A 21483-nucleotide genomic window follows, 5' to 3' on the forward strand; every position below is an offset into this window, starting at 1 on the left:
GCTCAAGTCTCCATGCTCAGGCCCAGCGCGCAGCCGTCGCTGCGAGGATCGTGCGCCCCGGTCACGTCACCCGCGTCGTCCACCGCGATCACGCCGGCTTGCCCTGCCAGAGGACTGAGATCGACCAGCGCGGACACTTCGTGGCCACGGAGCGCGAGGTCCGCAAAGGTCGTCTCACCGGCAGACGCTTCGAGCTTCAGAGCGTCTCGCGCATCGGAGAACGTGCGCCCGAGCAGGAAGCGCGGAGCAGCGAGAGCGGCCTGCGGATCGAGGCCGCGATCAATCAACCGCGCGAGCAGGAGCGCGAGCGTCTGTGGCTGGCCGTCCGCACCCTGCGTGCCGTAGACGAGGGCTGGAGCGCCGGCGCGCAAAGCTATGCCAGGGTTCAGTGTGTAGAACGGCCGTTTGCCCGGTTGCAGGCGGTTGGGTCCGGTCGCGCTTCGATCGAACGCGGCACCGCGGTTCTGCCAGAGGATACCGGTGTCGCCCGCGACGACGCCGCTCCCCCAGTCGTAATAGAGGCTTTGAAGAAGCGCGACCGAGCGACCCTTGCCGTCCACGACGCCAATGAAGGCGGTATCCCCGGTGCGGACAACATGCGGCCAGGGCAGCGCCCGATCAGCATCAACGGCAGCCGCCTTCGCGCCGAGACGCTCCGGGTTCAGCATGCGCCCCAGCGGCACGTCGGTGAAGTCCGGATCGGCGATCGCGCCGCGGTCGAGAAAGGCTTGCTTCACCGCCTCGACGACCACGTGCAGAAAGTCCGCACTGCGGTCGTCGACCCCAGCCAGCGACGGCAGCCGGTCGAGAATGCCCATGATGGCGAGCGTCGTCGCACCTTGTGTTGGAGGCGGGGGCGCCAGCAGTTCGAGCCCGCGATACTTCATCCGAAGCGGCGGCGCCTCGCGCGTCCGCGTCGCAGCCAGATCGGCGGCTCGCAGCGGTGAGCCGGCGTTCTCGAGGCCTCGGGCGATGCGCGTCGCCAGTTCGCCCTCGTAGAACTCTCGCGCTCCACCGAGAGCCACGGCGCGAAGGCTTGCGGCCACGCCTGGCTGGCAAAACGGGCGCGCCTCCTTCCCGACGGCGAACAGCGCTTCGAAGCGCGGCCATCCGCTTCGCTCGGCGGCGCGGAAATCCAGCCAGAAGCGCTGCGAGTCGGACATCGGGAAACCGCCGTCGGCCAGTTCGATCGCGTCCGCCAGCAGCATGTCGAGCCCTTCGGACCCGTCCCAAGTCCGACGTGACCAATCGAGCGCCGCGCCCCAGGAGTCGACGAGGCCGGCGCTTGTGAGCGTCGACAGGGGGCCCGCGCGTCGGGATCGGATTGGCGTCTGGTAGGAGCTCCGCAGACTGACCGATACCGAGGAGGCACACCGAGTATCCCGTACGGTCGGCCAGCATCCATACGCCGTCGCCGCCGAGCCCGCAAAAATGCGGATAGGTGACAGCGAGCGCCGCACTCGCCGCGACGGCTGCCTCGACGGCGTTGCCCCCCCTCGCCAGGACACGTGAGCCCGCTTCGCTCGCCAGTCGATGGGGGGTCGTCACCATCGCCCGGAACGGTGGGGATGCTGGCAATGGGGCTGTGGGAGGGGTCTCGGGCACGCTCAATATCGACCTACCAACGTATACTCCATGCCGCCCCCTTTCCGATGTCAGAGAAGTATGAGGTGAATCGGGTTCGTTCTTCCACCCAATCTAAGCGTTCTGCCCAATCTTGTGAGGGCCGAAAGCCGACTGGCAGCTTTCGAGCAGGCTGGGTAGAAAGCCGCCATTCCGCTGTCGACCCGTCAAGGTAATTCGAGCGACGAAAACCTATACCTGAAAGCGGCCGTAGCCGATTCCAGAACTCGTTCGCACCTCAGCGCGTCCGGGACCACCTCGACCTTTCGTCTGTAAACTACGGCATGCGTTCGAAAGGATTGAAGACGGGGGGTCTCGACGCCAAAGTGCAACAGCCCACCTACGAGCTACGGAGGAAGCTGGCAGCCCTTCGGGACGCGACCACGGGTTTTGGCCGGCTCCCCCACGGGAGATCGAGGGCAAGACCAGGGTAAGAACAGGACGACGCAACGTTCTGTCGCGCGATGAAAGCACGGCTCACGAGAATCAGGTGTGAAGCTGAGTCGCGATCTCGTTCAACGCCTTGATGATGCCCTTTGGCGGATACGGTTTGGCGAAGAACAGGCCGTTCTCGGGCATGTCTGATGCTTCTACCTTGATGCGTCCGGACGTCATGATAATCGCCACCGGTGGCCAACGGTCGCGTACGCCTCTCGCGAGCTTCAGACCGTCCATCGTTCCGGGCATCTCTACGTCGGTAAACAGGACACGGATGTCGGAATGGCGCTCCAGCAGGCGGATGGCTTGATCGGCGTTACGCGCCTCGTAGGCCGTAAAGCCTGCTTCCTCGCACAGGTCCACCGCTTCGGCTCGCACAAGAGCATCGTCTTCCACGATCAGAACGGCGTATCGGGCGGGATCTAAGGATTGGGTCATTGATGCGCGGTCAGGTCTTGAGAGCGTTTACGGGCTGCACGAGCGATCCGGTCAACGTGAAACAGATACCGGCTGGATCAAACTCAATATGGCCCTCGCCGTCGAAGTAAGAGGCAACAATGCGTTCAATCAGCTTGGAGCCGAACCCGCGCCGTTTCGGAACGATAACAAGGGGCCCCCCGGTTTCGATCCAATGAAATTTGAATCCACCGTCGGCCACGTCCCAGATCATTTCGATGCGGCCTGTCTCGTTCGATAGGGCTCCATACTTCGCGGCATTCGTCCCCAACTCGTGGATGGCGAGGCTCAGGCCGAGCGCCTGTTGCGCCGACAGGTCCGCCCTTGGGCCTGACATGGCGACGCGCTCGCCCGCCAGCCGATGCGGTGCGATCGCCGCCTCGACGACCTCTCGCACGTCGGCTTCGGAGAAATTCGTGCGCGTCAGGATGTCCTGCGCCCGCGCCAGTGCCAACAGCCGGCTGGAGATGGCCTCGCGGGCCTCTTCCCTCGTGTGGGCCTGCCGAAGTGTCTGGGTCGCGATCGCTTGCACCATGGCAAGCATGTTCTTCATGCGGTGCGACATCTCCTGCGTCAGGGCCCGCTGAGCGTCCTCCATGCGCTGACGTGCCAACGCCACACGAACCCGGTCGCTCACCTGCTCGACGAACTGACGCTCGCCGTCGGTCCAGGGATGAAGCGTGCGAGAATGCGCAAAGACCACGGCATAGAGGCGGCCGTCGAAGCTGATGGGCAGGTCGAGGAACGACCGGGTCTGGATCGCGTCAAACTCCCCATGTCTGCCGCTAGTTCGTGCGTCCTCGTAGATGTCATCGACTGCAACAATGTCACCGCGTCTGAGGTCGGCGAGGTACGATCCATAGGACGAGAACGCATGCCGCCCGACTGCGCTCGGCATACCCGGTTCGCACCAATCGGACCGAACGTCGATCGTATCCTCACGAAGGTTCACGATGCCCGAGCCCACACGATCGACTTCAAGGCCGTCGGCCATACAGCTCGCCGCCGCCGTCACGATGGTCTCCAGGTCTGACCGACCACGCAGTTCGTCCGCCAGCGTCAAAAGCGCTGCCTGGCGGCGATCACGCTTGATACGGTCCGTGACGTCCATAAAGATTACTGTGAAGCGATCATCGCCGATCGATTGCGCGACGCCGTCGTACCAACGGTCCAGCGTACCAACCCGGCGCGTGAAGCGAGCGGACTGACCGGTCTCGACGACACGCGCGAACTCGTTGACCCACTCGTCTTCAATGCCGGGAAGCAGCTCACGCACGGTCCGTCCCGCTGCCGTTCCGCGCGGTATGCCGATGATGTCATGCCAAGCATCGTTCACCGCCTCGTAGCGCCAGTCGATGACATAACCCGACGCATCTCGGATCAATTGGCCGAGGATGAAGCCTTCGCGCAAAGTCTCGAAGACGGTGCGCCAAGTGGCTTCGCTGCGAGCCAGAGCGTCCTCGGAGGCGCGCCGCTCCTCGATGTCGATCAGAACGCCTTGGAACATCGTCGGCGTGCCGTCCGGCGCACGATCGACGCGCCCGTTCGCCTCCAGCCAATAGTAGTGCCCGTCCAATCGCCGCACGCGATACTGGTGCGCATAGTGGCCACCGCGGGCAACGACCTTGCCGATCGCATCGGCCAGTCCGGCCTGATCGTCGGGATGAACCGTCTCGACGATCTGCGAGAGCGGGATGCCCTCGCGTCCCAATGCCGGATCGAGACCGATGGCCCTGGCGAACGGTTCATCGATCGTGAAACTATCGGCTCCGATGTCCCAGAACCAAGTGCCGATGATGGCGCCCGCGCCAAGCGCCAACTGGACGCGTTCGAAGTTTGCCCTTGCGACACTCTCGCTGACGCGCAGCTTCTCGGTTGCAGTGTCACGTTCCCGTTCCGCCAGTATCCGGGGCGTTGCGTCTGAGGCGATATTCAGCAAGCCTGAGATTTCACCCGTCTCGTCGTGGACAGGCGAGTAGGAAAAGTCCCACCACGTGTCCTCGGCATACCCGTTGCGCGTCATGACAAGTGGCATGGCCTGGAACGTCACGGTCTCGCCGCCAAAGACGCGTGTCACGAGGGGCTCGATGTCGGCCCAGACATCGGGCCAGACTTCGGCAAACGGCCTGCCGAGCGCCTGCGGGTGGCGGGCGCCGAGGAACGGCGCATAGGCGTTGTTGTAGAGAAAAGTTTGCTCCGGTCCCCAGGCCAAGCAGATCGCATGGCCCGAGGCCAGCATCATATCGACAATGGTGCGAAGGCTCTGAGGCCACTGCCGATGCGAGCCGAGTGGCGTGCCTGACCAGTCATGATGCGAGATCTGGTCTGCCATCGGCAGCACTTTGCCGGGGTCTTGCTCCGCGCCGGAAAATGCCCGCGCCGTCATCCTGTCGCTCAAAGGTCGAAACCGTTCCCAATCGCACACCGCTTGCGCCATTCGTAAGCGTTCCACGGCTGAGATGGAAGGATGTTCACCATTCGCGGACGACGGTTGTCGCCTGGGGCACAACTGATCGCTGACGGGCATCTTGCTGTCCCGTCGTGCAACACCGCGGTGGGGAAGTGGAAGGCTGGATGAGAACTATCCGCTTCAGACATCTCGCAGACCACTGCGCGGATGCAGCAACCTCCTGAAAGACGGACTCGCTGAAGGTAGATAGCGCCTGCCCGATCAGTTTTCCACGCGAGCATCAGCTCGATGCAACGCCTTGAGAATGGTCGCCCGTAGGTAGGGCTTGGAGAAGAATTCGCCTCCCTTCGGCACCTGGGCATCCGAAAGCTGAGTATGGCCCGAGACGATGATGATGGCGATGTGTGGCCAGCGCTTGCGCACGGTGCGCGCCAGCTCAAGCCCATCCATTTCACCGGGCATGTCGATATCGGTGAACAGGATGCCGATGTCGTCGCGGGTTTCGAGTATTGCCAGCGCCTTGGCCGCGTTCGAGGCGGCGCAGACCGGGAAGCCTTCATCCTCAACCATGTCGACGGCGTCGACGCGGATTAGGGGCTCGTCCTCGACGATCAGCACACACTTGTCAGTCACGATGTCATCCATGGTCTGCAACAGGGCGTCGGGGGCTTGGTTCCGGCGAGGTTGGCGTTTCCGTCGGAAGCTTGCCGTTGAGGACGTAGCATAGGCCCTCCGGCGTGAAGGCGGTCTCTCCGCTGCCCTCGAAGTAGGAGGGGACGATCTGGTTGGTCAAACGGGAGCCAAAGCCGCGGCGCGCAGGCTTCACGACCTCAGGGCCGCCCTCCTCACGCCATTCAAAGCGGAAGGCGCCATCGGCCCCCTGCCGCCAGCTTATGCGGATGTGACCCGTATCGTTGGACAAGGCCCCGTATTTCGTAGCGTTGGTGGCGAGCTCGTGGATCGCCAGCGATAGCCCAAGCGCGGCCTGCGACGGAAGGTCCAGACGAACGCCCTTGATCGTGACCCGGTCGTCGCTTTCCAGATGAACCTTCAGCGCGCCCCGCACCACCTCATGGATCGTGGCGCTGCTGTAGGTCGTCTGGCGCAGGAGGTCCTGTGCGTTCGACAGCGCCGCGATCCGCTGGTCGATCGTTACGGCGGCTTCCTGCTTGGTCTCGGCGTGCCGCATGGTCTGCGAGACGATGGCCTTCACCATGGACAGGGTGTTCTTGATGCGGTGCGCCATCTCGTTCTGGAGTTCGCGCTGTTGCCGCTCAGCGCGCTCCTTGGCGGCGATCAGTTCGTTGGCGTCGACCAGGGCGGCAGCCTGTTCGGTCTCGGTGGTGATATCGCGGGCACTGGAGTAGAGCTTGTCGCCCTCCGGGAAGGCGACCCAAGATAGCCTACGCCAACCGCCTGCCTTCATCCGGTATCGGTTCTCGAACTGAAGAACCGGATGACCGGCTCGCACGCGTTCGAACGCGGTCAGACTCGCCGCCACGTCGTCGGGATGGACGAAATCGTTATAAGGCTTCCCCTCGATCTCCCGGATGTTCCAGCCAAGCGCTGTCATCCAGGCCGGATTGACTCGGTCGAACGCGCCGCTCGGCATGTCGATGACCGACAGGAGGTCGGGACTGAAGCGCCAGGTCCGATCCTGCTGCGCCGTTTGCTCGGCGATGGCGGCTTCCTGTGCCCTTTCGTCGGTGACGTCGCGGGCGATACAATAGAGAAGCCCGTTCTCTGGAACCGCAGTCCAGGACAGGGTCCGGTAGCCGCGATCCTTGGAGCGGAGGCGGTTCTCGAACTCGAACGTCTCGTGGCCCGAGGCCAGGTGGCCGATCTCAGCACGTGTCTTGGCGACGTCGTCGGGATGCTCCATCCATTGCGACGTGTGCCCGACAATCTCCTCCTGCCGCCAGCCCAGCGTGCGCGTCCAGGCCGGATTGATCGAGAGCCAGACACCCTTGTCGTCGGCGACCCCCAGCATATCGCTGCAGAGCTGCCAGATGCGGTCACGCTCGGCCGTCTGCGCCGCGACCTGGCGCTCCAGGTCGGCGTTCAACTCGCGCAGCCTGTGCTCGGCAGCGCGCCGCGCGATCTCAACTTCGGTGCGGTCCATAACGCGCCGGGCAAACAGCACCTCGTCTGAGGACCAGACACGCGGCCCGTCCTGGTTCAGGCACAGCACGACCTTGAGGTGGTCACGGTCCATGAGGGGCAAGTTGGCAAGGGATCGGACCTTGATCGATCGGAAGTTCGCCGCCTGGTCGATGGTCCGAGGATCGGTGGCGACATCGTCGATGACAACGTCTTCGCCGCGCCGGAGCGCCTTGATGTAGGAGCCGTAGGTCTCGAAGTCGTGCGTGCCGGCAAGGCTTGCTTGCCCGTCCGCTAGCCAGTCCTGCTCGATAACAATGTGTCGCCCGGCAGCATCCATGTCGCCGTAGGCTACGCGCGACAGGTCCAAAGCCTTACCGACCGTTTCTGACGCCAGAAGCGCCATGTCCTGCGGGTCGTCCAGCGATCGCAATCTCTCGCTGAGCTCCCTGAGGATCCGTTCCAGGCGTCGGGAGGCGGCATCGATCAGGACGCCGGAAAAACGCATCGGCGTGCCGTCCGGGCCATGCTCGACGCGCCCGTTGGCTTCCAGCCAGTGGTAGCGGCCAGTGTGACGGCGCACCCGGTACTCGTGCGCGTAGGCCCCGCCACGTCCGACCGCTTCGTTGATCGCCGCGGCCAATCCCGCCTGATCGTCGGGATGGACCGTGGCCACGATCTGGGCGAGCGGTATGCCCTCGCTGCTGAGGGCGGGATCAAGGCCGAACGCAGCCGCGAACGCCTCGTCGATCGTGAAGCGATCGGCTTGGATGTCCCAGAACCACGTGCCGATGATGGCGCCCGCCGCTAAGGCGAGTTGCACCCGGTCCGCGTCCGCCAAAGCCGCATCACTCTGCCATGCGGTCTGCTGCGGCTCCATCAAGTTGACGATCGGTACCGTCTTGGTGGGGAGGTTCATGGAGGCACTCGACGAAATGGGCCGTAGGTCACTCATGCAGGACAAGCACTTGTGCTGGCGAAAGCACTGCATCGTAGGGCTTAGCGTTGCAAGCGGTGTCGCTGCGAAGAATCGCCCTACCCATCCGAAGGGCTGGTTTTATCGCATACTGTCAGAAAGCGGACCGTCGCCTTTCCACCCTCCCCTGCCTTCCAATCGGTTTCAGATACGGGCCGAAAGCGGAACGTCGGCTTTCGAGCCAATCGTGAGGAAAGCTGCCGTTCCGCTGTCGACCCCTTAGAGACGCTTCTAGCCTCGAAAGTTCACCTTGTCAGCGGACATCGCAAGAGCTTGGGAGACCATGGCGGTCGAGGCGTTGACCCCGACTGCCACCGTGCGCCCCCGGTACGCTGCGTTCTCGACAATCGGTATCCGAATGGCTTGCGGTTGACCTATTTCGGATTGTCCAGTTCCGTGACGCCGCTGTTGCGGTCGGCGTAGGCTGCTTGGAACGCTGGCCGCTGCTGCCAACGCCGCCAGAAGGCGTCGAGGTGCTCGAACCGCTCGTCCAGCGGTGTCGCGTTCACCGGGAACTTGGAAAAGGCGATGGCCGTCGCCAGCGTAATGTCCGAGAAGGTCGGCGCGTCCTTGCCCAGCATCCACTCGCGTCCATCCGACAAGTGCTGGTTTACCAGCCCCGCATGGGCAAGCGCTTCCTTGCGGCAGTGCTCGCCCCAGGCCGGATTGTGAGTCAGTTCGAGCTTGGGTCCCAGACCCTGATGCAGGACGTGGAACATCGTGGTGATGCGGTAGAGCACGTGGACCCAGATGCGGTTGTCCCACATCGCGTCGAGGCCCTGGTCCATCGGCGTCTCGCCCATGATGCGGCGTCCGGGAGTGGCCTGGTCAAGGTAGCGAACGATGGCCGCCGTTTCTGAAAGGATGCTGCCATCGGCCAGCCGAAGGGTCGGCGTTTCGCCCCATGGGTTCATCTTGAGGTGACGCCACTGCCGCTGCTCGCCGCCTGGCGACATGTCGTAAACATGCTCCTCGAACTGATCGGCAATGCCCTTCTCATGCAGGAAGAGGCGCAGGCGCTGCGGGTTCGGGAACGCGGACGGCGAGGTGAAGAGGCAAGGCTTGGCTGTCATGGGAACCCTCAGTCGTTTTCGCCAACCTGTCGGCAGGTAGGCATAAGAGACGTGTGGACTCTTTCCACTCGGTTTGTCAAAGCCTATCTACTGTCAGGCAGTCGGGAGCGGAGATGACCACCAAGACCAGAGACAGGATCATGGAGGCTGCCCGGCTAACCGTTCAGGACCTCGGCTATAGCGGTCTTAGCTTCCGCGAGTTGGCCAAGGAAGTCGGCATAAAGAGCGCTAGCATCCACTACTACTTCCCGACGAAAGGAGAGTTGGTAGTGGCGATCGTGAGACGATACGTCGAGCGGCACGAGGCGTTTCTCAACGAACTTCTGGTTGAGGGCGCCGATCGCGGCACCCTCATGAAACACTACACCGACATGTTCCGCCGCACGCTCCTCAATGGCAACCGCATGTGTCTGGCGGGAATGCTGTCTGCCGAGCGCAACGAACTTCCTGAAGACGTCCGGTCGGAGGTGGTTCGGTGGGGAGAAATGAACGAGCACTGGCTCGTCGGCGTGCTGGCATCCGGGGACGCTGAGGACGCGGATCGTCTGCGGCCTCGCGCCAGGGCGATCTTCGCCGCGATCTCCGGCGCTCAGATGATCGCGCACGGACGCAACGAGATCTCAGCTTACGATGATGTCATTGCGGCCTACCGAGGCAGCGGCCTTCTTCCATAACGGTATCGGTCGAAGGTCGGCGACACATTGGCACTCCAGAATACCTACGTCCGGTTCTTGTGTCCAACCAGTCCGAAGCGGACCAACGGCCAACCACCCTCCCCTGCCTTCGATCGGTTTCAGATACGGGCCGAAAGCGGTTCGTCTGCTATCGGAAGCTCGACAGGAGAAAGCAGCCGTCGTTAAACACTGCTGGCAAGCGGCAGCTTCCGACCAAAGTAGGCCTTTCGCTTTTTCTTCGGCGGCTATTAGCTTTGAAGCCTTGAGCTTCCGTACAGAAGTTATAAGCCCGCCCCTTGTCAGTCGGACTTTTTATCGTGCCACGTGAACGTGGGTCTGCTTCTGAACGTGGACGCCCTTGAGACCCTCGAAAGAGGCACCCGTGATGATCAACTGAGCGCCCTCGAACGCCTCCTCGGCGAGGAGGTCGATGAAGGGCTGCACAATGAAGTTCTCGCTGTCCTTGACCTCTTCGCCTGAGAACTCGCCCGGAACGTCGATGATGGACAGTCCCGGGTAGTGCATGCCGGGGACGGGGCTTAGCGAGAGCAGCCCGTACTGGTAGGCCATTAGGAAGTAGAGGGAGTCCGTGCCGCCGAGGGCGATCTGCCAGCGCTTGCGCCCGACCCGGAAGCTGTTGGTGGACCTGGAGATATCGACCTCAACCGGGCTATGCTTCCAAGTCTCCGGCCGCTGCGCATTGAGGGCGGCGAGGTAGGCGTTCATCCCGTCTTCGAGTTTCTGAGCGGCGGCGTTGAAGTCGACGGATCGGTTGGCCTCGTCAACCTTCTCCTGAAGCGGATTGATCTCGTCTTCGAGGGCCTGGACCTGTTCAGTCAGGCTCTTGCCCAACTCGAGCGCTGCGGCCACCCGGTCCATCTGGCGTTGCCGCTCCGCCGCCTTGCCCAGAGCCACATCAATCGCGCTCACATCGGCTTGGGCGACGGCAGCTACGGCGCGACGGGCGGGCGCGAGCTCGACCTCAATTGTTCGCAGCTTTTCATCGGCGGCCTGCGAAGCCTCTGTCTGTTTGTCAACGTCGCGCTCAAGAACGGAGATGAGCTCCTCCGCTTCGAGCAGTTCGGCGTTCAGCCGATCCTGCTCGAAGCGGAGCCGAACCTCGCCGAGCCCGGAGATCTCCGGCTCCTCGGGCAAATGCTGGTGGCAGACGAAGCAGTGGTCAGGCTTAAGATAGGGGATGATCCCTTGGTCGCAGGCCGGGCAGTGGGTGACTTTCAGATCGGCGAGCAACTGGCTGGCGTCGGCGACCCGACCCATTCGTTCGATCTCGGCCGCGAGGTCCGCGCGGTATCGCCGGACCTCGGCCAGCCTGTCCTCGGCTCCCTGTCGCTTCTGGCGCGCCGCCGTCACCTCTTCGAGGGCCGCGGCCCGCGCATGGCCAAGCTCGGTGACGCGCGAGCGATCGGATGCGGGAAGACTGATGTTGCTGGCCGCCGCCAGGACTTCGCCCCTCCGGGTATGCAGGCGCTCGACAGTGTCCCGAAGCCGTTTCATGGCAGCGGTGACGGTGGCCTCATTCACGCCAAGGGGGGCGTCCTCCGAGTCGAGGAGACCGCTGGCTAGATCGTTAAGGGTCTCGCTATACTGCTCACGGCGTGCTCTCAACCGCATCGACTTGAGCTTCAAATTCACGAGCTTGCCGTAGTCCTCACTGTAGATGCGTTCGGCTAGGCCGAGGAAGAGCAACAGGCTGGCGTGCTGCTCGGTGTCAGCCTGTTGATCGACGAGACCGCTCCAGAAGCGCTGCTGGCGGAAGATGTGCCGCAACAGGGTGCGGAAGCTGAGCTCCGGCCAAGTCTGGCCGGACATCGGGTTGCCTCTGGGAAAGTTCAGCAGCGGGATGCCCAGCTTCTCCATGAGCCAGTGCTGGAAATCCCTCACAAGCATGCCTTCGTCGTCGACAAAGACCTTCCCTTTGGCACCGGTCTCCCGCCAGCGGCGCTCGATCCGGAACGTCTCGTCGGCGATGCAGAGCGTCGCGGCGGCCGCATCATATTTCGCGGCGAGCCCTTCCTCGTTGCTCTGCTCGTAGGGGTTGGCTCCGGTGTCGCCGAGCAGGAAATCGAGCGTCTGCAGCCACTTTGTCTTACCGGTATTCGGTCGTCCGACGAAGACATTGACGCCGGGTTTAAAAGTGAGCGACTCAACGTTTCCGGTCGCCAGCCGACGTTCCAGGGTTCGGATTGAGAGGAAAGATGCGCTCATTTGGTGATGACTTGTCCTAGGGGCCGTTTACCGACCTCTTCGTCGAAAAGCTGGTAGATGAGTGTTTTTAGGAAGGTTCCTGACTTGCCACCAAAGGCCTTCTTTACGGCCTTCTGGCGCTCGATGAGCGTGGCGAAGGACGGGCGTTTGGCGAGAGCCTTGGCCTTTTCCGCGCCCTCGGTTGACAGCGCAATCTGGTAGGAATTTTTGACCTTCGACACGGTGATCAATCGTCGCGCCTCAAGATGGGCGAGGACCTGATAATAGCGCTTGTCCCAAGGACCGTAGTGATGCCGCACCATCGTGGACTCGATGGCGTCCGAACGGTCGAAGGGCGCGGACTGTGCATCGGGTTCGGTCGCCGCCCGCGCAGCATCGAAGAAGTCCGGGTAGCGGGTGAAGAAGTCGAGCTTGGCCATCTTGGTTAGACCATCGATCCGGCCCGCCGTCCCGCAGACATGCATGAGCAGCAGCAACCGTGCGGCGTGAAATTCGAGGATGTCGTCGGCTGCCAGCGGGAGGCTAGCGGGACGAGTTCCGAGGCGCGACAGAGACTTCACAACCCCGTCCGATCGAAGCGCAGAAGACACCGGTCAGCGATGTCGTACATGCAGCCCTTGAGGAAGGCGGACCGGTCGCCTTGGTCCGCCGGCAGGGAAGCGTTGATCGCATCCATCCGATCGACGCAGAGCGCGTGGAAGGCGGGACCGTCGAGATCGAGGGTCCCGGCCGCGCGTTTGGCACTAAGGTTCTGGACCTCGGATTTGACGCGCCCCTGAAGCTGACTGGCTTCATCCGGCTGCATGTAGCGCGAAGTCCGTACGGAGCGGGCGTAATCAAGCCGCATATCGACGGCCATGGCTACCACCGTTCCTGTGAGGGAGGCGTTACTCATCTTCTCGATTAGCTTGCCGCCCGAAGGCTGAGCGGCGTCGTCCTTCAGCTTGGCCAGGCACGCGTCCCACATGGTCAAGAAGGCCTTGCGGGTGAGAATTTTCTTGGCCTTATCCGGCTTCCACTTCGCATCGCCGGCCGTCTTCACCAGCTTGCGCAGCTCATCGAGTAGGATGTCGATATGCTCTAGCAGAAGTAGGCTTCCGGCGGCTTGCATGATCTCGAAGAGCCGCATCCTGTTGTGCGTCTTGACGGCCACCTCGTCGTGGCGAGCGTCCCACTGGCAGTTGTCCAGCCAGTAACCGGTCCCATTGCCCCGTTTCGACACGACGTTGGGCATTCTTCCATCAAGGTCCGCTTTAAGGGCGACCATCTCGTCGCAATCTATGGCCCGCGCTTCGTTTCCCCGCTTGTAGGTTAGCGGTGTCAGAGCGGAAACCACCGGACGTAGGGTGACGATCCTGAAGCACGCGGTCTCTTCGTGCTGGTCGCGATCCAGAGACTTCTCAAAGATCGACGATCCGACAGCCTGCTTCTTGCGCAGGCAAAGGTCCGCGACGGACCAGAGTTTGTCCGCTTCGGCACCTTTAACCTGCACAAACTCAGCGACTAGGGGCGGCGCGCCGTTGGCCCAGACGAGCACCAGATCGTCATGGGTCTCAAAATGGATCTTCACCAGCTGGGGGTTGTCCAACATCTCCAGCACGAAGCCGACGGCGATCTCGTCCTGATAGTTGAAGCCCTTGCGCGCGATAGGGCCGCCTTCTTCGGAAGGGCGGGCGTCATCGATCGATGGCCAGGCATCTTCGTCGTTCTCAAGGTTTTCAGTCTCTAACGACAGATCTCGGCGCTTTCGGCTTAACTGTCACAGCCCCCGCTGTCACATCCCGTCAAACTATAAGCGCGGGGCGATACATCCGACAAGTGTACGGAGGCGTAGGTCGATGCGGATCATCGCACCTACAGCCGGCAAGGATGATGTCCATCGGAAGGGGATCGTTACAGGCCGGGTACGCGAATGTCCGCTGGTGACAGAAGCCGCCGTTCAGCAAGCTGTTTCGGAATGACGGCTTCGTCCCAATGCCAGTCGTTTCGACTGCCGTTCGGGGGTTCGTTCACGAACGGCAGGTTTCAGGATCGCGCGGAATTAACTTGGACGGCTTAGATGGGCGCAAAGCTGCCATACGAACCTGGTTGCCAGGACCGTAGTCAGTTCGCCCCTAGCGACTCTTTCAGCTCGGCAGCGTTTGTAGCCTTGGCTTCATCTCGAGCTCTTTGGATGGTCTGCCGGCTGACGCCATAGTCGCGCGAGAGCTTGGAGACCGAGGCCCCCTCCCCCAGCTTCTCGCGAACCACCTGCTTCTGCGCCTCTGTCAGGCTTCGCGGGCGCCCCAAGACCTTGCCCTGCTCCTTCGCCCGCATCAAACCAGCTTGGGTGCGCTCGATGAGAAGGTCGCGCTCGAACTCGGCGACCGCATTGATGACGCTCATTGTCATGCGACCGGTCGAGCTCGTCAGATCGACACCGCCCAGCGCGAGGCAGTGGACCTTCACGCCCATGCCTGCGAGCAACTCGACCGTCGTCCGCACGTCCATCGAGTTACGGCCGAGCCGATCCATCTTGGTGACCACGAGGATGTCGCCCTCCTCCATTCGATCGAGAAGCCGAGCGAACCCTTCGCGCTGGGCGGCGGCCATCGAACCGGAGACCGTTTCGGAGACAACCCGCCGCGCGTGAATGTCGAAACCGGCCTGTCGGATTTCGCCGATCTGGTTTTCCGTAGTTTGGCCGTTGGTGGAGACGCGGACATAGGCAAAAGTTCGGGACATTGGGGCTCGAAACCGACCGAAAACGCCACGATCTTATAGGGCATGTCCGTTAGGACGGATACCTATCATTTGGTCAGGGGCGAAGCTTCCTGTCCAAAACCGATCAATTTAGCACATGGATGCCACGAATAGATGCGCCCTCGCAGGCAGACGGTGACAGGATTGTCGTCGGAGGGCTAGCTGTCTTGGGTTTTACAAATTGACTGAATATGCCATTTTATAGAAAATTTGGCAGACCCGGCGTGATAGTTCGCCCATCCAGCGAATGTCAGCATGGTCAAAACATTAGGTACAGTCCCTTATAGGGGAATCCTGATTGTATCACCCATTTTTGAGGTTATGTGATGGTCGTCTACGAATTGCCACTGCAAGATAATGGGCGCGTCGTCCTACCAGCAGCCCTTAGAAAGGCCCTTGGGCTGATGAAGGGAGATAAGGTTTTAGTCGAAGCTGAGGGCGATCATGTCACTCTGACCACGGCGCGGCTTAGACGCAAACGGGCCCAGGAGATTGCCAAGAAGTACGCTCAGCCTGGCGTCAGTATCGTGGAAGAGTTTCTGCAAGAGAAGCGAGCCGAGGCTGCGCGTGAGAACGAGCAGACCGCATCCTCACACGAGGTGTCAGGTTCGTGACGGCTTGCGTGATCGACACCTCCGCTATCCTCGCCTATGCCTTCGCCGAAAAAGGCGCGACAAAGGTCGAGAGATGGATCGATGAGGGAGCTGCGGTTTCCACTTTGACGGTTCAGGAAGCGATCTCGAAGCTCTGTCAAACCGGTATGAGTGTGGAGGAAGCCGAGCAACTCGTTTGTGCCCTCGGCCTCGTCGTTCATCCTCTGAATTTCGATCTTGCCGTGCGGGCAGGCGGCATGTTTGCTCTCACCAAACCGTTTGGATTAAGCCATGGAGATCGTGCTTGTTTGGCGCTCGGGCAAAAGCTTGCAGTGACAGTCGTCACGGCTGACAAAGCTTGGTCGAAGGTCGCGCGTGATCTCGGACTGCGTGTCGAGCAGTTTAGGTAGCTGCCTAAGTGGAGAACGAATTTCCTAAGGACAAGGGAAGCGGTGTTGCTCATGACGAGACGGTCACCTCAGCCGTTCATATGACCCACCCTCGCAGCGACGAAAAAGTCAGATTACGAGCTTGCGACGGTGCGTTAGAAGGCCCTCAATAAATAAAACAATTCCGGTGGAACGCTAAGTGGAATCTCTCTCGCCAGGAGCTGGAAACCGAGGTCATCCGTCTGCGTGGCCAGGCAGTCGAGTCCGAACGCCTGCTTCGCCGCGAGGCCGTGTTCGACAGCGCCGTCGACTTTGGCATCGTCGTCACGGACAAGTCGGGCATCGTCACTGACTGGAATCGCGGCGCCGAACTGACGATGGGCTGGTCGGCAGGCGAGATGGTCGGCCAGTCCGCCGAACGGTTCTTCACCCCCGAGGACCGCGCCATCGGACGCATCGAGACCGAGATGCGAACCGCCCTAAGCGATGGGAGCGCCGCGGACGAGCGCTGGCACCTGCGCAAGGATGGCTCCCGGTTCTAGGCATCCGGGGAGATGATGCCCCTTCACGATGACGAGGGGACCCACCGTGGTTTCGTCAAGATCCTAGGCGACCGCACCGCCCAACGACTGGCGGGCGAGCGCCTGCGCGTGTCGGAGGAACGGTTCAGGACGCTCCTGGAGACGATCGACACGGCGTTCACGCTCGTCGAGGTTCGCTTCGACGCCGACGACCGCCCCGTGGACTACCGCTTCCTTGAAGCCAACCCGGCCTTCGAGCGGCAGGCGGGCGTCAACCTTCGCAGCAAGTGGGTGACAGAGTTCGCGCCGAACCTGGAGCAGTTCTGGTTCGACACCTACGGGCATGTGGCGCGGACCAGGGAAGCCGCGACCTTCGAGAACTATGCCCAGCCATTCTCACGCTGGTTCGACGTTCGCGCCATCTGCGTCGGTGACCCGGCCGAACGGCAGATCGCGATCTTCTTCAACGACGTCACCGCACGCAAGGAGGCCGAAGCGGCGTTGCGCGCCAGCGAGGCGATCGCCCGCGAGAACATCGAGCGGGTGCAGTTGGCGCTCGACGCCGGCACCATCATCGGCACGTGGTTCTACGATCTCGTGAACGACCGATTTACGGTGGACGAATCCTTTGCCCGTGCTTTCGGCCTCGACCCGGACTTCGGCCGAGTGGGGTTGAGCATGGCGCAGGTCATCGACACCGTCCACCCGGACGACCGCGAGGCGCTCGCGGCTGCCATAGCGGCTCCTATGCCCACCAATACCGCACGCGGCGCGCCGACGGGAACTACTACTGGCTGGAGGCCAACGGGCGCGTGAACTCCGCGTCCGACGGTACACCGCTGAGCTTCCCCGGTGTCCTGATCGACATCGAGGAGCGGCGTGCCGTCGAGCCGTTGACGACATACTCAGATGTTTCAGGCAAGTTGACCCGATGACCCATCAGCTCCTGCATCTCGCCTCCCTGCATTCCGGTGGATTCGTCGTAACGGCATTGGTCATCTGCGTTGTCGCGGGATGGCTCCTCGCCGCACTGCGAGGAAAGGTCGGCGAGGTGACCGCAGTTCATCGCCGGCACTGGTTGCTGGGGACAGCCCTGGTCGCCGGCCTTGGTGTATGGACGACACATTTCGTCGCCATGCTCGGTTATCGGCCAGACATGATGCTGTCCTACAATGGACCGATCACCGCAGCCTCGGCCTTGGTCGCCGTCCTGCTGGTCGGGCTGCCGCTGGCGTTCTCAGCGATCGCTCCCTCTTGGCAAGTTCGTGCCACGCTTGGTGCTGTCGGAGGGGTTGGCATCGGCGTCATGCACTACGCCGGGATGTTGGCGATCCAAGGTTGCCTGCAAAGCCATTCGATCCTTACAGGAAGCTTAGGCGTTGCCATAGGAGCATGCTGCCTCGCGTTGGCGTGCGGCCCCTCCGCACGGTTTGCGTCGCCGCGTTTCGTCTGCGCGCTGTTCACACTCGCCGTCTGCGGCACTCACTTTACGGCTGTCGCAGGGACAGAGTTGGAGCAGATCTCCGGACAGACGGTGTTCGCGCATGAGAACGTTACGCTGAGCGTGTTCACCGCCATCGGAGCGGCCGTGCTCTTCCTCGGCGCGTTCTTGACGATCCTCACAGTTAGACGCTTCGATGCCCAGGAAAGGGCGCATTCAACCGTTCTTTCGACGGCGCTCAACAACATGTCGAATGCCTTAGTTTATCTCGATGCGGAGGACAGAGTGCGCCTTTACAACAGGCGCTATCTCGACCTCTACGGCTTTGACGATCAGGCCAATCTCATCGGGAAGTCGGCCGACGAACTCATCCAACTCGTTGGAGACCGGCAAGCGTGGACGGCGGAACGACGCGACCAAGCTCGCCGCCGTCTCGACGAATGGTGGAGCGTCGGGAGCTTTACGCAAATTGACTATTCCATGGACGACGGGCGTGTCATGGAGGTTGAGATCCGTCCAGTGAGCGGGGGCGGAACCGTCATCACGTTCAACGATGTCACAAAGGACCGTGAAGCGCAGCGCCGCATCGCGGAGTTGGCATTTTGCGATCCATTGACCAAGCTTGCCAATCGCCGAGCGTTGAACGCGCGAATGGAACGGGACTACCATCCCAAGCGCAGGTTCAAGCTCCTTCTGCTCGACCTCGACCGCTTCAAGCCAGTCAATGACACCTATGGTCACGCCGTCGGCGACCTCCTTCTCATCGAGGTTGCCTCACGTCTCACCGAGATCGCCGGTCCGGACGGATTCGTGTCGCGTCTCGGCGGCGATGAGCTGGCCCTCCTTGTCTACGGGGACCTCGAGAAGGCGACGGCGGTGGCGACACAAGTGCTGCAGGCTATCGCCCTCCCTTTCCGCATCGGCGAGATTACACTCAACATCGGATGCAGCATCGGCATGTGCTGCACTGATGACGCTCGCGATGCCGCGGAGCTCATGCAGTTCTCCGATATCGCGCTGTACGAGTCCAAGCGCAACGGACGCGGCGTCGCCAGTTGCTATACCTGCGGCATGTTGGAGGCGGTCTCTGAGAGGGTTCAGTTGGAGACGGACATGCGCACGGCCATCGAGCGCGGCGAAATGCATCTGGCCTATCAGCCTGTCCTCGCTCTCTCGGACGACCGCATCATTGGCTACGAAGCGTTGATCCGCTGGGAGCATCCGAAACTGGGGAACATACCGCCCGTTCGCTTCATCCCGTTGGCGGAAGAAACGGGACAGATCGTAGCGATCGGTGCCTGGGTGTTGCAGGAAGCCTGCCACCAGGCAGCCTCTTTCGACGACGACGCGTACGTTGCCGTCAACGTGTCACCCTGCCAGTTCCGTTCACCGTTGCTGCTGTCGCATCTGACACAGGCCTTGGCATCGAGCGGCCTTCCGGCGCGAAGGTTAGAGATCGAACTGACCGAGACCGCCATCGTAGAGGACGGGCAAAAAATCGCAGATATTCTCGGAGCGATCCGTCGTCTAGGTGTGTCCGTAGCGATGGACGACTTCGGCACGGGTTATTCGTCACTTTCGCATTTGAGAGACTTCCCTCTTGACCGCATCAAGGTCGATCGTTCCTTCGTTGCGACCGCAGAGACAGACCGACACTCTATGGCTGTGTTGGAAGGCATTACACACATCGCCCGCAAGCTAGAAATCGCCATTCTAGCTGAAGGCGTAGAAACCGAATCCCAACTCACACTCCTCCGCTCCATCGGCTGCGATGCGATCCAGGGCTACCTAATTGGTCGTCCCGAGCGAATGTCTCTCGTCGACCGAAACGCCAGGCGATCAGCGTAGGCATAGGGTGCCTGTAGATATCCTTGATGCGCTTCAGACGAAGGGGCGGTGAGAGCTCACACCTCTCTCCTTGCAGATGTTGGAAACATCGTCCTGGAACGCTAGGCTGCCACCACCAATGCCATCTCCCTCGGATGCTGAGCCATTCCTCTTGGTTTCAACAACCTACCCTTAAACAACCTGGGTATACGATCGGTGAGTGTGCGGTCCGTGCAGCGAACGCCTGACCGAGGATCAGCATGGACAACGCTACCCTTCACTTCACCGACGCGCTGGTCAATCTAGCCTGCGGTCTGACCTGCATGTCGCTGTGGTTGAACCAGCGAAAAGACGCCTGCCTCACATACTGGGGCGGCGGGCTGCTTCTCTACGGCTTGGTGAACTCGCTGTTTCCCTTTGCCCCGAGCACACCGCTCTGGAGCAGCGCCGGGCTTTCGTGTCTTAAGGCCGCGGACATACTTTTGTGGGCAGGGTTCCGTCTCTTCGACGGCAAGCGACCGATAAACCGTCGGCTGACGACGCTGCCGCTCGTCCCCATCAGCACCTGCTTCGTCGTCGGCGAACTGACGGGTGATTGGGCGCTGGGCGAGCGCGGCGCCTTGCTGGCCTATTGCGCCATTGCCTTCGCACAAGTCGTCTATGTGTTCCGGCGGCGCCTTGGCGTTTTCGGTCCGCGCAGCATCTCGGCGTATGCTGTCACCTTGAACGTCGCTGCCGTCCTGGCCGTCAGCCTCTTCCAGGGCATCTGGTTTACCGCAGTGGTAGGAGACTCGTTGTTTCTACTGACTGACCACGTCGTAACGATCGTGTTCACACTCGCCGTCATCGCCATGTTAGGCGAGCGCGACTACCGCACAGTCCTGCGCACCGCACATCGTGATCTTCTGACTGGTGTCCTCAACCGTTCAGGGCTGGCCGACGCGATGACCAAGGGCGCAAACGTGCGTAGCCTCCTACTCGTCGATCTCGACAACTTTAAGCTCGTGAACGACCGCTTCGGGCACGACGGCGGCGATGAGGTCCTGCGCGACTTCGCTGGCCGCATGACTCGAGCCGTCGCCGCCGACGACCTCGTGGTGCGCCTTGGTGGCGAGGAGTTCCTGATCGCCAGCTCCCGCCCGTCGCTCGGCGAGGCGACAGCTCTTGCCGATACCATTCGCAGGGCGGCGAAGGAGCGGCCGTCGGTGGTGGGGGGGAAGCTTATTGCCTTCACCACAAGCGTTGGGGTCGCCATGAGAGTGGGGCAAGAGGACCTCGACTGCGCCATAAAACGCGCGGACATGGCGCTTTACCGGGCGAAGGAGGAGGGGCGAGATCGGGTTATCGACGACAATTTTGGCAAGCCGGGCAGGAAGGACGATCGCAAGGACGCCAACGTGATTCGACTGCAGACACTCGTTCGGGCGAAACCGGTGGCATGATGGGCGCGGGCGAGTGAGGCGACACGCTGCCACGCCTGTAGAATCGCGCGCCGCACTTGTCGTCAAGCCACAAGCTTGGCTAGTCAGTGGAAGATTCCGGGGGCTTCGCTCTCCACATCACAGCTGCTTCCGGCTCGTAGTCGGCGACCCTAGCGAGGCGAAGGGCGCCGAAGAGCAACTAGGCGAGACGCTCGAGAACGCTGACAACCGCCCCGGGCTCAGGGCCATTGTATCCACGCTTGTTGAGGTTTCGCGCTAGGGCCCCCCTCGAGGGGTTCGTACCAGCATCTTCGGCCCCCATGAGTTCCGTCGTATGACGTTGAGGCAGAGATGTTCGATCCGATCGTCGCGGGACAGGTGGTCGCGCCGATGAACAACCTAATGCTGGGCAATGCCGAAGTTAACCCTTCGCCAGCCTACACCTGCATCTTGGGCGGAACACCGTTCTCCGTAATTTCGGTTTTGCTAAACTGTGCCCGTCACCGTCATATTCGCAGAAGTATTTTAACCGTGGGGCTGAAGGCTGCGTTCACATCATCCTGATACGGTCTC

At 61.8% G+C, this 21483-nt stretch carries 15 protein-coding genes and 2 pseudogenes; 7 read left to right on the top strand and 10 right to left on the bottom strand.

The window, feature by feature from the left end; translation table 11 throughout:
• Positions 1-2: 2 nt before the first annotated feature.
• From M673_RS22705 to M673_RS22730, 6 genes and pseudogenes are all read right to left on the bottom strand, one after another.
• Positions 3-1551, bottom strand: a pseudogene (locus M673_RS22705) (gamma-glutamyltransferase family protein).
• Between the two features lie 558 nt (positions 1552-2109).
• Positions 2110-2499, bottom strand: a complete 390-nt coding sequence (locus M673_RS22710; protein ID WP_061979023.1) for a response regulator — start codon at positions 2497-2499, stop codon at positions 2110-2112.
• A gap of 10 nt (positions 2500-2509) precedes the next feature.
• Positions 2510-4954, bottom strand: a complete 2445-nt coding sequence (locus M673_RS22715) for a PAS domain-containing sensor histidine kinase (protein WP_061979024.1) — start codon at positions 4952-4954, stop codon at positions 2510-2512.
• A 234-nt stretch (positions 4955-5188) separates the two neighbouring features.
• Entirely contained in the window at positions 5189-5572 is a 384-nt protein-coding gene (locus M673_RS22720; RefSeq protein ID WP_061979025.1) for a response regulator, read from the bottom strand.
• Complete coding sequence (locus M673_RS22725; RefSeq protein WP_061979026.1) at positions 5565-7946, bottom strand: PAS domain-containing protein; 2382 nt, start codon at positions 7944-7946, stop codon at positions 5565-5567. Before M673_RS22725 ends, M673_RS22720 begins: the two co-directional genes overlap by 8 nt.
• Before the next feature lie 431 nt (positions 7947-8377).
• Complete coding sequence (locus tag M673_RS22730; RefSeq protein WP_061979027.1) at positions 8378-9076, bottom strand: glutathione S-transferase family protein; 699 nt, start codon at positions 9074-9076, stop codon at positions 8378-8380.
• Between the two features lie 113 nt (positions 9077-9189).
• Here M673_RS22730 and M673_RS22735 point away from each other — a divergent pair, with 113 nt between their 5' ends.
• Entirely contained in the window at positions 9190-9750 is a 561-nt protein-coding gene (locus M673_RS22735) for a TetR/AcrR family transcriptional regulator (protein WP_061979028.1), read from the top strand.
• A 312-nt stretch (positions 9751-10062) separates the two neighbouring features.
• Here the strand turns inward: M673_RS22735 and M673_RS22740 are convergent, their stop codons facing one another.
• The 4 genes from M673_RS22740 to M673_RS22755 all read right to left on the bottom strand — a co-directional run bounded on the left by M673_RS22740 (position 10063) and on the right by M673_RS22755 (position 14700).
• A complete protein-coding gene (locus M673_RS22740) occupies positions 10063-11976 on the bottom strand; it encodes a hypothetical protein (RefSeq protein WP_061979029.1) in 1914 nt (637 codons plus the stop codon).
• The gene (locus M673_RS22745) at positions 11973-12536 is read right to left on the bottom strand and encodes a hypothetical protein (protein WP_148640237.1); all 564 of its coding nucleotides are present in this window, start codon (positions 12534-12536) and stop codon (positions 11973-11975) included. Before M673_RS22745 ends, M673_RS22740 begins: the two co-directional genes overlap by 4 nt.
• Positions 12533-13711: a dsDNA nuclease domain-containing protein gene (locus M673_RS22750; RefSeq protein WP_082640083.1), complete on the bottom strand. Its 1179-nt coding sequence runs from the start codon at positions 13709-13711 to the stop codon at positions 12533-12535. The genes M673_RS22745 and M673_RS22750 overlap by 4 nt, the downstream gene beginning before the upstream one ends.
• 368 nt (positions 13712-14079) lie before the next feature.
• Complete coding sequence (locus M673_RS22755) at positions 14080-14700, bottom strand: recombinase family protein (RefSeq protein ID WP_061979032.1); 621 nt, start codon at positions 14698-14700, stop codon at positions 14080-14082.
• 344 nt (positions 14701-15044) lie between these two features.
• Between M673_RS22755 and M673_RS22760 the strand changes: the two genes are divergently transcribed.
• The 6 genes and pseudogenes from M673_RS22760 (at position 15045) to M673_RS24395 (ending at position 21474) form a co-directional block, all read left to right on the top strand.
• Positions 15045-15332: an AbrB/MazE/SpoVT family DNA-binding domain-containing protein gene (locus M673_RS22760; protein WP_082640084.1), complete on the top strand. Its 288-nt coding sequence runs from the start codon at positions 15045-15047 to the stop codon at positions 15330-15332.
• Between the two features lie 8 nt (positions 15333-15340).
• Positions 15341-15721: a PIN domain-containing protein gene (locus M673_RS22765; protein ID WP_187301370.1), complete on the top strand. Its 381-nt coding sequence runs from the start codon at positions 15341-15343 to the stop codon at positions 15719-15721.
• A gap of 200 nt (positions 15722-15921) precedes the next feature.
• A pseudogene (locus M673_RS24385) lies at positions 15922-17108 on the top strand (PAS domain-containing protein); the annotation flags it as partial.
• A 44-nt stretch (positions 17109-17152) separates the two neighbouring features.
• Complete coding sequence (locus M673_RS22780) at positions 17153-19510, top strand: bifunctional diguanylate cyclase/phosphodiesterase (protein WP_061979037.1); 2358 nt, start codon at positions 17153-17155, stop codon at positions 19508-19510.
• A gap of 239 nt (positions 19511-19749) precedes the next feature.
• A complete protein-coding gene (locus M673_RS22785; RefSeq protein WP_061979038.1) occupies positions 19750-20931 on the top strand; it encodes a GGDEF domain-containing protein in 1182 nt (393 codons plus the stop codon).
• A gap of 330 nt (positions 20932-21261) precedes the next feature.
• Positions 21262-21474 carry a hypothetical protein gene (locus M673_RS24395; RefSeq protein WP_148640238.1) on the top strand — a complete coding sequence of 71 codons (213 nt, stop codon included), beginning with the start codon at positions 21262-21264 and terminating at the stop codon, positions 21472-21474.
• The last annotated feature ends 9 nt before the right edge of the window (positions 21475-21483 follow it).

It is taken from the genome of Aureimonas sp. AU20 (assembly GCF_001442755.1).
GTDB lineage: Bacteria > Pseudomonadota > Alphaproteobacteria > Rhizobiales > Rhizobiaceae > Aureimonas.